Genomic DNA, 13,205 nt, shown 5'->3' with positions numbered 1-13,205 from the left:
GCGCGCCCGGCGCGTTCGCGGATGCTCGCGGGGACGTGGGTGATCTCGTAGCGGCCCTTCTCGCGCCGCTCGATGCGTCCGCTCGCGCGGTCGAAGGCTTCGAGGAAGGCGTCGCGGATGAAGTGCGGCTGGAGGCGCTTGGCCTTGGCGTCCTCCATTTGGCGGCGCAGCTCCTCCAGGTCGGTGGGCGCGAGGGCTTCGCTGGCGAGGGCTTCGTCGTCGAGCAGTTCCTGGAGCCCGGCGGAGACGCCCTCGTCGATGACCGCCCACATCTTCGCCTTCACGTCGGGCTGCTCGCCGTAGCGGATCGCGTCGCGCAGCACGCGGGTCAGCGACAGGTCGCCGAGGGAGGTGCCGAGCACGTTGAAGATCTCGCCGTCGTAGGCGGCGCGCTGCTCTTCGATCTTGTCGAGCAGGCGGATGAACACCTCGCCCTCGCGGGTGTCCTCGGCGACGAGGTTCCACAGTCGGCACACCTCGGTCTGGCCGATGCGGTGGATGCGACCGAATCGCTGCTCGATGCGGTTCGGGTTCCACGGCAGGTCGTAGTTCACCATCAGATGCGCGGCCTGGAGGTTCAGGCCCTCCCCCGCGGCGTCGGTGGCGATGAGGATCTGCACCTCGGGGTTCGAGGTGAACTCGGCCGTGATGCGGCGTCGCTCGTAACGGGGAACACCACCGTGAATCGCGACCACGGCCTCGCGCCTGCCCAGGAGCTGCGTGATGCGCCGCTCCAGGTAGATCAGGGTGTCACGGTGCTCGGTGAAGACGATGAGCTTGCGCGGCTTGCCGTCCGGCGTCGTGAGCACCTGGCTCTCGATCACACCGCGCAACTCGCGCCACTTCACGTCCTGCTGCGAGTCCAGCAGCCTGCGGGCGTGCTCGGTCAATCGGCGCAGGTCCGCGATCTCGGTCTCCAGCTCGGCCGCGGTGCGCGCTGCGGTCGCCGCGTCGACAAGTTCCTCCTCGGCCTCCTCCAGCTCGGCCGCGTCGAGTTCGTCGGTGTCGAAGTCGCCGCTGTCGGGGTCGTCGCCGAGCAGCGAGGCGGGGGCTTCGCGCGGCGGGGCGTCGAGGATGCCGTCGAGCAGGTCGGCGCGGGTGCGCTCCAGCCGGTCGGTGCGGCGGCGCAGCGACTGGAAGATCGCCTCCGGGCTGGACGCGAGACGCCGCTGGAGGACCGTGAGCGCGAAGCCGACCGTGTTCTTCCGCTTGCCCTCCAGCCGGTCGGCGAGGTTCATCCCGTTGCGGACGTACTCGGTGACCTCTTCGTAGAGGTACTGCTCGTCGGGCGACAGCCGGTAGGAGGCGGTCTCGGCGATCCGCTCGGGGAACAGCGGACGCCCCTCGAAGGTGACCAGCTTCTCCTTCAACATGCGCCTCATCAGCCCGTCGGCGGTGCCGGTCTGCGCATGCCGGTCGCCGGGACCGGCAAAGCGATTCGCGGTCGAGCAGCGAGAGGAAGGTCTGGAAGTCCTCCTCCTTGCCGTTGTGCGGCGTCGCCGTCATCAGCAGGAAGTGCCGGGCGCGCTCGCTCAGCAGCTCGCCGAGCTGGAACCGCTTCGACGCCTTCAGCTCGCCACTGAACCAGGACGCGCTCATCCGGTGCGCCTCGTCCACGACCACGAGGTCGAACTCGGCCTGCTCGATCTGTTCCAGCAGCACTTCATTCCGGGCGAGCTGATCCATTCGCGCGATGAGCAGCCGCTTCTGCTCGAACACGCTCTTTCCCGGTGCGGTGTCCTCCGCGCCGGGCGCGAGAATCTCGAACTCCAAGCCGAACTTCAGCGCCAGCTCGTCCTGCCACTGCTCCACCAGCCCGCCGGGGGCCACCACAAGACAGGTGCGCACGTCGTCCCGGAGGATCAGTTCCTTGATATAGAGCCCGGCCATGATCGTCTTGCCCGCGCCGGGGTCGTCCGCCAGCAGGAACCGCAGCGGCGTGCGCGGCAGCAGCTCCCCGTACACCGCGCGGATCTGATGCGGCAACGGCTGCACGTCGCTCGTCGCCACCGCCAGCATCGGATCATGCAGCCCCGCGAGCATGATGCGCTGCGCCTCAGCAGCCAGCCGGAAATTGCGCGGATCGGCATCGAAGGGACGGCCGGACTCCAGGTGCGGCGCGATCTTCGCCTCGTCCTCACGGAAGAGCACGACCTGCCCGAGCGCCCCGTTGTCGTCCTGGTAGGTCACCTCGACCGCGTTCGCGCCGTGCATCTGCGCCGCCAGCACCGTGACGGCGCGCCCCGGCACGATGCCTGCTAGCCGCGCAGTCGCGGCGATGTCCTCTAGCCGCACGGCGACCCTTCCGACTCGAAACTCGACTTCGAGACTACCGACGAGTGCCGACGTTCAAGACGGGACGTGCGCAGTGAGCCAGGCGTTCACCGCGCTCTGCCATCGGTCGTGGTCAGAGTTCCAAGAGAGCGTATGACCGGCCTCGAAGACTTCCAGCGAAACAAGGTCAGGCCGAGAATCTCGGAGTGCTTGTGAGAGCTGTATCGGCACGGAGTCGTCGTGGGTGCCGTGAAGGATGAGCGTGGGCGCGGTGAGTTCCTCGGCACGAACCGTCCAGTCGAAGGATCGGAGCGGGATGCGCTCGGGCAGGCCGACCATCCGGGCCAGCGGGCGGAGCGTCAGCCACGGGATCGCGAGGCTCCCCGCGGCTGAGGGGAGTCCGCTGCGGGTGCAGTTCGCCTTGATGACTTCGGTCCAGTCGAGCACAGGCGAGTCGAGCACGAGACCGGCGATGCTGCGTCGATATGACGGGTGGTGAGCGAGCTGGAGCGCGATGGCCGCGCCCATCGACCATCCGAACAGCACGACCTGTCGGGCTCCGTGCCGCATCGCGTACTCGACAGCGGCCGCGGCGTCGTCGACCTCAGTGAAGCCGAGTGTTGAGCGACCGTTGCCGACTTTCGGGCCTTCGCCGTCGGCTCGGTAGCTGATGACGAGCGAGGTGTGGCCGCGCTCGGTCGCGGCGAGCACGCCGCGAAGGGTTCCGGCCCGGACGCTGCCGAGGCCATGAAGGTGGATCGCCCACGTTGACCTGGCACCGTCGCCGTCGATGCGCCAGGCTGGGGCAGGCCCCGCGCGGGTGTCGATGGTGATGTCGTGTGCATGAAGGCTGGCGTCGTGCGGTGTCGCGTAGTAGATGCCGCTCCAGGAGACGTGATCGCCAGCCCTGAGAGTGAGCCCCGATGCCGTGCTCGTCACCCGTCGTGCGATCAGAGTCGGTCCACGGTCGAGCACTTCCTCGGAGAGTTGCGCCCAGCCTCCGTTCTCGAACCAGAGGTTGTAAGCGCCTTCGGCTGCGGTCTGGGGAGTTCGGTCGAGCACAATGAGACAGGCGTCGCCGTCGTATTCCACTTCGCGGACGATCAGATCGTATCTTCGCGTGCTGGGGGCCGTCAGCCGCCGCGCGATCGCCCATCCGACACCCAACGCGCCTGCCGCAACGAGTCCGGCACCTAGCTGTGATGTCCAGGGAGGTTGTTGCGTCTGCTGATGGGCGGGGCTCCGATTGCGGAGTGGTGCCTGTGGTGATTGTAGAAGTGGATCCAGCGGGGTAGTTCGCTGCGTCGCTCGGTTTCCGATCCGTAGAAGCGTGCGTAGGCCCACCCGTCGGCGAGAGTGCGGTGGAAGCGCTCGATCTTCCCGTTCGTCTGTGGGCGGTAGGGGCGAGTCTTCTTCGGTCGGATGCCGAGCTCGGCGCACGCGTCTCGCCAGGCGTGCGATTTGTAGGCGGATCCGTTGTCGGAGAGCACCCGCTCGACGGTGACTCCACGATCGGCGAACCACGCGACTGCGCGTTGCAGCACCCCGATCGCTGTCACGGCCTTCTCGTCAGCGCAGATCTCGACGTACGCGACCCGGGAATGATCATCGATCACGGTATGCAGGAACGCGGTCCCCAACAGTGGTTTGCGTCGGCTCCCGCCCCGGTCGGCGGTGTTCGCGCGATTGCGGTCGCCTTGAAGCTGGCCGACGTAGCGCCAGCCGCCGCCATCAGGGATGTTCCCGAACTTGGTCACGTCGACGTGGATCATCGACCCGGGATAGTCGTGTTCGTAGCGGCGAATAGGCTCACCCGTGACCCGGTCGACCCGCGAGAGCCGGTTGATGCGGCATCGGACGAGCACCGCATGAACAGTCGATGCCGGAATCCCGAGCTCTCCGGCGATCTGCACCGGGCCAAGTCGCCGCCGCCAACGGATCCTCACGATCTGTTGGACCACTCCCGGCGGTGTCTTGTTCGGCATGAATCGTGGACGGCTTGACCGATCTGCCATCCCGGTCGGGCCTTCGAAACGATACCGGGCAGCCCATTTGCGGGCCGTGACGGGCGAGACGAGGAACATCTTCGCCGCGACGATCACCGGCCAGTGGTCATCAACGATCAGCCGCGCCAGCCTCAACCGGGCGCGCGGAGTCAGAGCAGCATTAGCGTGGGACACGAAGGCCTCCTGTTGCGTGAAGCGGTGAACTAGACAGCTCCACTTCACAACGGGAGGCCTTCGCCTACCAGCAGCTCAACCGCGATTCACGCAACAACGTCCCTGGACATCACACCTAGCGCGACCCGTCGCATCACGAACTGCCCCCCTGGTCGACCCGGCTTCCTGGCGAAGCGGTGGTCCGTGTCGCCCTCGTGTCGAGTCCGAGGAGGTGGCTCTCGGCGCGATTCAGTAGGGCGCGCTCTGCTGCGCTGATGTCGAAGGTGACGCGCGGGTCGATCATCGCGTCGCGGATCTCAACGATCTCTCGGTGTAGACGGCTCTCCAAGTCATCCGCCCTCGCAGCGAGCGGGTCTGCTTGGCTCAGCCCAGGCCGCACGAGGGACGCCCGCTTCCAGAGAGGCTCCAACTGTGTCGCGAGGCCGACGGTGTGCTTCCGGCGCATGTCGTGCTGTGCGCGGCGGACGGCAGGCTGCGCGGCGAAGCCCGCGCATAGGAAAAGGAACGCGAGTAGAGAGAGCGGTTCGTAGGCGGGTTGGACGGCGCGCATGAGATCGAGATGTCCTGTGACGTGTGCGACGTCCATGATGAGCACGGCCAGGCACAGCGCGCCGCCGAACGCCGATCCCAGGCTCAGCAGAGCCGCGGGGAGACGCTGGATGCCGGAGCTGCGCAGATACTGCCGCGCGGCGAGGATCATCATCGTCGTGATTACGAGGAAGAAGTAGCTGAAGTTGATGATCGAGTAGGCCGCTGCTGCGGGTTGCGCGCCGAGGTCGATCATGAACCGAGTCGTGGTTGTGCCTCGGTCGATAAACACGAACGTCGTGGTGATCGCAAGAAGCGAGGTGAGGAGCACGGGGATGCCCACGGCGACCCGCACGAGCCTGGGGCGGTACTCGTCGGCCTTCATGACGCCTCGACCGAGAAAGAAGATCCCGGTCATCAGCAGCCCATCCGAAACGAGGGTCGTGACATTCGTCCCGCCAAGAAGCGGATCGGTGGCGAGGTAGATGGCGTCGACGTTCAGGGTCATTGCGACGGCAATCGTGAAGGAAGCGTAGGTGATGCTTCGATCCGCCCGTTTGCGGCGGAAGATGAGCAGGCTCGCCACGAGCGCCCACATGAGCGTCGCGACGAGCGCCTGGATCACCCGAAAATCTCCGAATAGCGGGACTCGGCGAACACCGATCCTCGGATGCCCGCGGCCAGCCGATCTGCGAGCGACTCGGCGGCGATCTCCGTCTCACTGTCGATGTCCTGTCGCTTGAGCAGGCGTCCGCGCGTGTGAGGAGGGATGTTGGGCAGCAAGACGTCCCCGGCTGTGCAATCGTCGCCCTCCGTGTGACCGAGGATCATGTGGGCCAACTCGTGAAGGACGAACTGCTGGCGGTGCAGTGCAGAGTCGCTGCGTGCGTGGAGCACGAAGTCCTCGGTGTCGGTGACCAGCCAGAGCGCACAGATGCCGTCGCGGGTGTCGAGGTCGGCGAGCTCGACGACGCGGAGCTTACGATGGCGCCGTTCCTGTATGGCCTGGAGAAGGTGCGCAAGCGTGAATCTGCTGCCGAGCCGCAGATCGGAGACGGCGGCCGTTACGGTTTCTTCGGTGTTCACGTTTACCCCCTCTCGGCCGAGCACTACTGGCCTCGGCTCCGTGGTGCGCGACACCCGTCAGTGCTCGGGTGTTCGCATCATTTCCTCGTCCAGGAACTTGCCGATGGCTTGGAGCGCCTTCGGCGAGATATCGCCGAGTGTGCGTGCAGCGTAGGACTTCACCTTCGCTGCACGCATCGCGCGCACGAGGTCGAGCTGGGCGGAGACCTTCTCCGGGGTTGCCACGCCGCTCTCCCCCGCAAGAAAGGCAGCATCAACGTCGAAGAAGTCCGCGAGTCCCTCGAAGACTGCAGTGTCCTGAACGTATCGGTGGCCGTTGACCATGTACGTCCATCGTGATCGAGACAGGCTGATGCCACGCTGTCTCAGATACTCCGCGATCTGCGAGTAGGTCGGTTCGGAGCCGGACTCGGCGACAGCGACATCCATCAGAAGTCGCAGGCGTTTGGCGAGGTCGTCAGCCGCAGCCTGACTTTCGTCTTCAGTCATCGTCGCTGACCCCCCTTCCCTTCGGGAGGGCGAAGGCATCGACGTAGCCCAGGCCCAAGGGTAGTTGTGCATGCTCAATCTACCCGTTGAGCATGCACAAATCAACCGTTGCGCATGCTCAACGTGCGGTGTTAGAACGGAGTCTCGGGAGAGTTTTGAGCATGCTCAACGGGGTTTCCCGACGAGCGGGAGGAGACGATTCCATGAGCACAGCGACCCGCAGCCTGACCGCGTTGCCCATCGGACGGCAACCGTCTCTTGGGAACCCCGGCGCACCTGATCGACAAGAGCCCCACGGCTCACGCCCAGGCGAGAGGAGGTGCCGAGATGACGATACCGGAAGCCTCGCGCGGAGAGCGCCAGCCTATGGATGCCGCCGCCCTGCTCGCCTCGCTCACCGGGCTGTCGCCGAGCGCCGCAGCGTGTCGCTACGCCGAGGCAGGCATCCCGGTCTTTCCCTGCGTCACAGGAGGCAAGCGCCCGCTGACCAAACGGGGATTCCACGAGGCGAGCACCGAACCGCGCCAGGTCGCTCGCTGGTGGGCGCGTTGGCCGCGCGCCAACATCGGGATGCCGACGGGTCAGATCTCCGGGCTGGAGGTCGTGGATGTCGACGTGCACGGGGCGATCCGCGGCTTCGCAGCGTTCGAGCTGGCCCGGCGCGAGGGGCTGACGGATCGCTGGGCCGCGTTCATCCGCACGCCCTCGGGCGGAGTCCATGCCTACTACCCGGCCGACCCCGAGCTGGTGCAGCCGTCCTGGCAGGTGGCGCGTGCTGGCATCGACTTCCGGGGATCGGGCGGCTACGTCATCGTGCCGCCCTCGATCATCGCCACCGATGCGGGGCCGAGTGCGTATGCCCTCATCGGCTCCGGGCGAGGCGACGCGGTTCCCGTCGATGCCCGCGCGCTACGGCAGTTCCTCGATCCGCGACCGGCGCGCCCGATGCCCGTCATCCCTGTCGAGCGAACGGACGACATTGACGTGGAGCGGATCGCCCGCTGGGTCGGAATGCGCGGCGAGGGCGAGCGCAACCGCGGCCTGTTCTGGGCCTCGTGTCGACTCATCGAGGCGGGTATCCCGCCCGACCGCGTGCGTGCCGCGCTGGGGCCGGCTGCCGAGCGCGCAGGCTTGCCCACGCCGGAGATCGAGACGACGATCCGCTCGGCGCACCGCGTAGCGAGGGGCGCACAATCCGCGCCTACCGCCAGTTCCGTGCCCAGCCATGCAGCTCAGCCTTCATCGGGTCAGGTGCTCTCGTGATCCCCGGCAGCACGCAGCAGCCGCGCGGGCGGATCGCCGTGTGGACGGCGGTAGCTGGGACCGTATTCATCGCCGCAGCCGCCTTCTGGCTGTCGTTCACGGCGCTCGCCGACCTCGCGCGACGCTCCGGCGTCGATGAGAGCCAGGCGTGGGCATGGCCGCTCATCGTGGACGGCATCATCGTCGTCGCCACGGTGTCCGTCGTCGCGCTCGCGGGGCAACGTGCCGCCTGGTATCCGTGGCTCCTGCTCATGGCCGGTGCCGCGGTCTCGGTCGCCGCCAACGCGATCCACGCGGTCGTCGCCGCTGACGCCGACGTTCCTTCGGCCCTCGCAGGATCGGTCGCCGCAGTACCGCCGCTCGTGCTGCTGGCGATCACTCACCTGACGGTGGTGCTCACTCGACGGTTCCGTGGAGAGCCGTTGACGCAGACGGCCGAGTTGGTCTCGAGCGCGGTCGAGTACCTGTCGCCGGAACCGTCTGCGCACCTTGCTCCTAGAGAACTCGCCCTGCGACTGAAGGAGGACGGCATGACGAACACCGCCATCGCTCGCGCGACCGGGGTGCATCCGTCCACGGTCGGCCGCTGGCTGGCGACGCCCGCGCTCTCCGCCGCATCGGAAGGAGGCGCGCTGTGAACGATGAGTTGCCGGAGGACGAGCACGCGCGTCGGCTTGCCGATGTCCTCCACACGCTGAAGCCGACTCCGAGCGAGGCTGCCGAGATCTCGGAGCTGGCGCGCCACACGGACCCGTGGCTCGCCGCGCAGAGGTGGCGAGGCGGCCACCCACTCCTGGAGCGGCTGAGCGCAGAGCACGACCGCAGCCAGGTCGTGTGGGTGCGCCCGACCGAGCTGCTCCCATCCGCCTCGGCCCGCATGATCGGGCGCAGCATCGACCTGCGCACCGAACTGGCGCGCCGCGTCGAGGAACGTCGGCAGACCTCGCCGCAGGCAACTCCGGTGACCCGGCCCGGCATCAGGGGGCGTGCCCAGGGCATCGCGCCGCTCTCCGCGTTCGGGCAGTCGCCCGCGCACCAGTCCTCTGTCAGCCGCGACCCGCTCCGCCGCCTGTGAGCGCGCCATGTCTGCCCAGGCCGCTCCCACGTCGTTCCGCACCCCGGAGGGACTGCGCGCGCTCCTGGAGCGTCTTCACGACGATGGGAAAGGCGCGTGGCGGCGCGACGTGGATGTCGCGGCGCTCATGGAGTACACGGCGGGTCGGTACGCGAGCCTCGCGCGAAAGCACGGCCTCGACCCGTGGGAGGCGGCGAGCGCCGCGTTCGACGCGATGCGCACCCCGGCCGTGCGCAACGCGGAAGATCCGTGGGCCGTCGTCACCCGGGCCGTGCAGGTCACACTGATCGCCGAGGAACGGGGCAATGGGCTGCTGTGCTCGACGCATCAGGCACGCAGGCCGCAATACAGCGGCTTCCACGACCCGGAGCGGTTCAGCGACCGAGAGAACCCACTCACCGACTACCACGAAGCGTTGCAGGTCGCGCCCGCGGGTGAGGACGAGAACGAATCGGACGACGAGGCATCTGGCGTCGTCCGTGCAGTCGAGGACGCGATCAAGCTACTGGCGCTGCTCGACTGGCCGGAGCAGACGGCGCGCGCGGCCATCGAGCACATCTGCACTCGACTCGGCGACGCGCCGTCGCGGGCGAGCGCAGCGGAATCGCTTCGGCGAGACCCACACGCTCGGGCCGTGCTCGATCTGTCGTCGACGAGCTGGAACGCGCTGCTCCGTGCGATCCTCGGCAACCCCGATCCCGATCAGGCCCACACCGCCGTCGGCCGCGGCGTGCTGTTCCGCCTTCTTGTCGGCGAGCCCCTGCGTGCGCTGCTCACCGATGACGACCTCGTGCTGCTGCTCGGCCTGAACGCGCCCACTCTGGCGGGGGCGAGGTGAGCACATGGCGGCGAGCACCGGGCACATCGAGCTGGAACGCACCATCGACTCCATCGTCGTCGGCAGCCGTCATCGCATGGAGCTGGGCGACATCGACGCACTCGCAGCATCCATCGAACGTGACGGACTTCTCCAGCCTCCGACCGTGACACCGGACGGCGTGCTCGTGTGCGGCGCTCGACGCATCGCGGCGCTGCGCAAGCTCGGCCATAAGAAGGTCAACGTCTTCGTGCGCTCCGGGATCAGCGACCGGCTCCAGAGGCTCATGGCCGAGCAGGCCGACAACGTGCTCCACAAGCCATTCACGCAGACCGAGGCCGCGGCGCTGTACCGCGAGCTGAAGACGCTCATGGCCGAGGACGCCGCTCGTCGTCAGGCGGCGACGCAGTTCGGTGCTGGCGGGAAGATCGCCGGAACGAGCGGTGGTGCCGTCACGGCACCACCGCTGATCGGCGCTCCGGGCAAGTCCCGCGCGCAGGCTGCGCTCATGGTCACCGGGCGCAAGTCGTACACGAGCCTGGAACAGATCAACGACCTCCAGCGGATCGCCAATGACCCCCGACAGCCGGAGGATGTGCGCGGCTTCGCCCGCTCAGAACTCGACGCCATCGACCGCGGCTCGTCGATCACCACGGCGCACGCCCGCACGATCGCCATGCTGGCGATCCCGCAGGAGGAACCCGAACCACCCGGCGAGCTGGAGTTGCTCGCACAGGAGGCGCTGGAGCGCGCGAAGCAAGGGCGCAAGCGAGGCCCGGCACCCGGACCAGCGTCGAGCGCCGTGCCGGTTCGCTATCCGGTGCGGGCGTTCACCCTCACCTGGAGCGACCTCGATCAGTGGTGGTCACACTACGACCCTGCTGAGGTCGGCACCGCGCTGAGTGATGACCAGTGGGAGCACTTCGAGACGATCCTCGACGCTACCGTCCGTTTCTTCGACGCGGCCCGCGCCGCCCGAACCGCCCTCCAACGTCTCGCCAAGGAGAGTGCCTGATGCCGCAGACTCGCTTCCCTCGTCGCCTCATGATCCTCCTGATCGTCGGTGCCGCCGTGCTTGCCGTCCTCGTCGGAGTCGGGCTCTACGGGTTGCTGCTCGCGCCTCGATCCGAGCCTTCGCCGGGCGGCAGCTCCACGAGCGACCCACCAGGCGCTTCCACCAGCGCACCGTCCCCGACATCGAGCACGCCGCCCGTCGTCCGTGAGTCCGACGACCCCGAGAGGTTCGCGCGAGCCGTCGCCATCGCGCTGTTCACATGGGACACCGCGACCGAGTTCGGGCCGACCGACTATGCGCAAGTCATCGTGGATGTGGGCGACCCCTCCGGCAATGAGACCGCCGGGCTCGCCTCTGACGTGCGCACCTATCTCCCGACCGCGGACGCCTGGGCGCAGCTTCGCACGATGCAGACCCGCCAATGGCTCGACATCAACGACGTGTTCGTGCCGGACGAGTGGGCGACGGCGCTGGGGCAGGCAGCCGAGGGACAGATCCTTCCGGGCACCGTCGCCTACACGATCACCGGCATTCGGCAACGCGAGGGCATCAACGGCACCGAGCCCGTGACCAGCTCCCACGAGGTCGCGTTCACCGTCTTCATCACCTGCGAGCCGACCTTCGATACCTGCCGCGCGCTTCGCATCTCCGAGCTTGACAACCCCCTGCGTTGATCGGCACCCGCATGAAGAAGTTCGTTGTGGCCATCGCCACCCTCGTCGCAATGCTCCCCATGAGCCTGGTCGGCGTGGGTCTGCTCGTGTCGCCCGCGGTATTCGCCGCATGTCTCTCGTCAAGCTCGCTCGTTGTCGGGCCGATCCCGGAGTCGCTCACAGCCACGACGCACGCGGGCGAGACCGTGACCCTCAACCATGAGCAGCTAACCCATGCAGCCACCATCATCACGGTCGGCGCGCAGACCGAGGGTGTTGGTCGCGCTGGCATCGTCATCGCGCTCATGGCCGCACTCACCGAGTCGCGGCTACGGATGCTTGCAAACTCGGCGGCGATTCCAGAGTCGAGCGATTTCCCGAACGACGGAGAGGGCAGCGATCACGACTCTCTTGGCATATTCCAGATGCGGCCGAGCGCAGGATGGGGCACCGTCGCGGAGCTGATGAACGCGACCTACCAATCGCGCGCCTTCTACGGAGGTTCGAGCGGGCCGAACTACCCATCACCGCGCGGCCTGCTAGACATACCCGACTGGCAGCACCTCGACCCTGGCGAGGCAGCGCAAGCGGTCGAGGTCTCGGCATATCCCGACCGCTACCAGAACTACCAGCCGGTCGCCGAGGCGATCCTCGCTGCACTCACGCGCCGCGCCGAAACCACGCCGGGCGGTACGCCGATCGGCAACGTACCCGAGACGACTGCCATCGTCTACCCACTCCCGAGCGGGACGTGGGTGAACAGCAGCGACTTCGGGTGGCGCGAAGACCCCTTCACCGGTGAGCGAGCGTTCCACTCAGGAACGGACTGGGCTGCCGACGACGGCACGCCTATCCTCGCGCTCGCCGATGGCGTGGTCAGCTTCGCCGGGCCGTCGGGTGGCTACGGCAACCTCATCATCATCGAGCACACCATCAATGGACAGCGCATCGCCTCCGCCTACGCCCACATGTGGCAGAGCGGCGTCCTCGTCAGCGTCGGGGATCGCGTCGTTGCCGGGCAGCACATCGGCAACGTCGGTTCGGCGGGCAGGTCGACCGGAGCCCATCTGCATTTCGAGATCCGGCCAGGCGGGTCGAACGCAGCGGCGGTCGATGCCGAGCCGTGGCTTGCCGCCCACGGAGTTCAGAACCTCGATGCCGCAAGCACCGCGGCGCTCTGCTCAGCACAGATGGCCGCATGACATGGACATATTCCCCGACTTCGGAGCCGTCGGCGGTCAGGCAGAACTGCGCGCCATCGTTGGCGCGCTGCTGACCATCGTGCTCATCCTCGCCGTGCTCATGCTCGTCATCTGCGCCGCAGTGTGGGCGATCTCGTCGGCGAACGGCAACATCACTTCGGCTGTCCGCGCGCGCACCGGATTCCTCGTCTCCGTCGGAGCTGCCGCACTCGCCGGCCTCGGCGTCACCTGGGTCAACTTCCTGCTCGGCGTCGGCGCGAGCATCTGACGCCAGTCCAACCGGAACAGCGTGCGCACCTACCGGGTAAAGGCGTCCCTCGCCTGCTGAAGGAGCACACAGTGATCGACATCGACCCCAATACCGACGGGTTGCCCGGCATCGAGCAGCTCCGCGTCATCGTCGGCGCGGCCATGACGGTGGGGCTCATCCTCGCTGTCCTCGCCCTCATCATCTCGGCCGTGGTCTGGGGCTACGGGGCGAACAGCTCGAATCCGCACCTCGCCAGCCGTGGCAAGGTCGGCGTGCTCGTCTCGTGCGGCGCGGCCATCATCTGCGGGGCATCCGTCACCCTGGTCAACTTCTTCTGGAACGTCGGCCAGTCGGTCTAGCACCACGACCGAGT

15 protein-coding genes and 1 pseudogene are annotated in these 13,205 nt (G+C 67.5%); 9 read left to right on the top strand and 7 right to left on the bottom strand.

Annotated elements, in window-relative coordinates; genetic code table 11:
• Positions 1–545: 545 nt before the first annotated feature.
• The 7 genes and pseudogenes from ABS64_RS14655 to ABS64_RS05285 form a co-directional block, all read right to left on the bottom strand.
• Positions 546–809: pseudogene (locus ABS64_RS14655) on the bottom strand (C-terminal helicase domain-containing protein); the annotation flags it as partial.
• The gene (locus tag ABS64_RS14650) at positions 751–2,019 is read right to left on the bottom strand and encodes a DEAD/DEAH box helicase (RefSeq protein WP_363331267.1); all 1,269 of its coding nucleotides are present in this window, start codon (positions 2,017–2,019) and stop codon (positions 751–753) included. The pseudogene ABS64_RS14655 and the gene ABS64_RS14650, both read right to left, overlap by 59 nt.
• A gap of 330 nt (positions 2,020–2,349) precedes the next feature.
• Complete coding sequence (locus ABS64_RS05305) at positions 2,350–3,366, bottom strand: alpha/beta fold hydrolase (protein WP_288118634.1); 1,017 nt, start codon at positions 3,364–3,366, stop codon at positions 2,350–2,352.
• 101 nt (positions 3,367–3,467) lie between these two features.
• Positions 3,468–4,454, bottom strand: a complete 987-nt coding sequence (locus ABS64_RS05300) for an IS481 family transposase (protein WP_292681605.1) — start codon at positions 4,452–4,454, stop codon at positions 3,468–3,470.
• Between the two features lie 133 nt (positions 4,455–4,587).
• The gene (locus ABS64_RS05295; protein ID WP_125131941.1) at positions 4,588–5,607 is read right to left on the bottom strand and encodes a DUF6545 domain-containing protein; all 1,020 of its coding nucleotides are present in this window, start codon (positions 5,605–5,607) and stop codon (positions 4,588–4,590) included.
• Complete coding sequence (locus tag ABS64_RS05290) at positions 5,604–6,068, bottom strand: hypothetical protein (protein WP_292681603.1); 465 nt, start codon at positions 6,066–6,068, stop codon at positions 5,604–5,606. Before ABS64_RS05290 ends, ABS64_RS05295 begins: the two co-directional genes overlap by 4 nt.
• Positions 6,069–6,125: 57 nt before the next feature.
• Entirely contained in the window at positions 6,126–6,596 is a 471-nt protein-coding gene (locus ABS64_RS05285) for a hypothetical protein (RefSeq protein ID WP_292681600.1), read from the bottom strand.
• Between the two features lie 288 nt (positions 6,597–6,884).
• On the opposite strand from ABS64_RS05285, the gene ABS64_RS05280 reads away from it, so the two are divergent.
• The 9 genes from ABS64_RS05280 to ABS64_RS05240 all read left to right on the top strand — a co-directional run bounded on the left by ABS64_RS05280 (position 6,885) and on the right by ABS64_RS05240 (position 13,191).
• Positions 6,885–7,820, top strand: a complete 936-nt coding sequence (locus ABS64_RS05280) for a bifunctional DNA primase/polymerase (protein WP_125131944.1) — start codon at positions 6,885–6,887, stop codon at positions 7,818–7,820.
• Positions 7,817–8,458 (top strand): DUF2637 domain-containing protein, encoded by a 642-nt coding sequence (locus ABS64_RS05275; protein ID WP_240640373.1) that lies wholly within the window; start codon positions 7,817–7,819, stop codon positions 8,456–8,458. Before ABS64_RS05280 ends, ABS64_RS05275 begins: the two co-directional genes overlap by 4 nt.
• Positions 8,455–8,895 (top strand): hypothetical protein, encoded by a 441-nt coding sequence (locus tag ABS64_RS05270; protein WP_125131945.1) that lies wholly within the window; start codon positions 8,455–8,457, stop codon positions 8,893–8,895. The genes ABS64_RS05275 and ABS64_RS05270 overlap by 4 nt, the downstream gene beginning before the upstream one ends.
• A 7-nt stretch (positions 8,896–8,902) precedes the next feature.
• Positions 8,903–9,733 carry a hypothetical protein gene (locus ABS64_RS05265; RefSeq protein WP_125133392.1) on the top strand — a complete coding sequence of 277 codons (831 nt, stop codon included), beginning with the start codon at positions 8,903–8,905 and terminating at the stop codon, positions 9,731–9,733.
• A gap of 4 nt (positions 9,734–9,737) precedes the next feature.
• Entirely contained in the window at positions 9,738–10,727 is a 990-nt protein-coding gene (locus ABS64_RS05260) for a ParB N-terminal domain-containing protein (protein WP_125131946.1), read from the top strand.
• Positions 10,727–11,401, top strand: coding sequence for a hypothetical protein (locus ABS64_RS05255; protein WP_125131947.1), 675 nt, complete (start codon positions 10,727–10,729; stop codon positions 11,399–11,401). Before ABS64_RS05260 ends, ABS64_RS05255 begins: the two co-directional genes overlap by 1 nt.
• 26 nt (positions 11,402–11,427) lie before the next feature.
• Positions 11,428–12,582, top strand: coding sequence for a M23 family metallopeptidase (locus tag ABS64_RS05250; RefSeq protein WP_292681592.1), 1,155 nt, complete (start codon positions 11,428–11,430; stop codon positions 12,580–12,582).
• A gap of 1 nt (position 12,583) precedes the next feature.
• Positions 12,584–12,850, top strand: a complete 267-nt coding sequence (locus ABS64_RS05245) for a DUF6112 family protein (RefSeq protein ID WP_125131949.1) — start codon at positions 12,584–12,586, stop codon at positions 12,848–12,850.
• A gap of 71 nt (positions 12,851–12,921) precedes the next feature.
• Entirely contained in the window at positions 12,922–13,191 is a 270-nt protein-coding gene (locus ABS64_RS05240) for a DUF6112 family protein (RefSeq protein ID WP_045246597.1), read from the top strand.
• Positions 13,192–13,205 lie beyond the last annotated feature (14 nt).

Origin of the sequence: Microbacterium sp. SCN 69-37, assembly GCF_001724435.1 — a bacterium.
Lineage (GTDB): Bacteria > Actinomycetota > Actinomycetes > Actinomycetales > Microbacteriaceae > Microbacterium > Microbacterium laevaniformans.
Note: the sequence above shows the minus strand (reverse complement) of the source record. Positions and strands in the feature narration are given on the sequence as shown.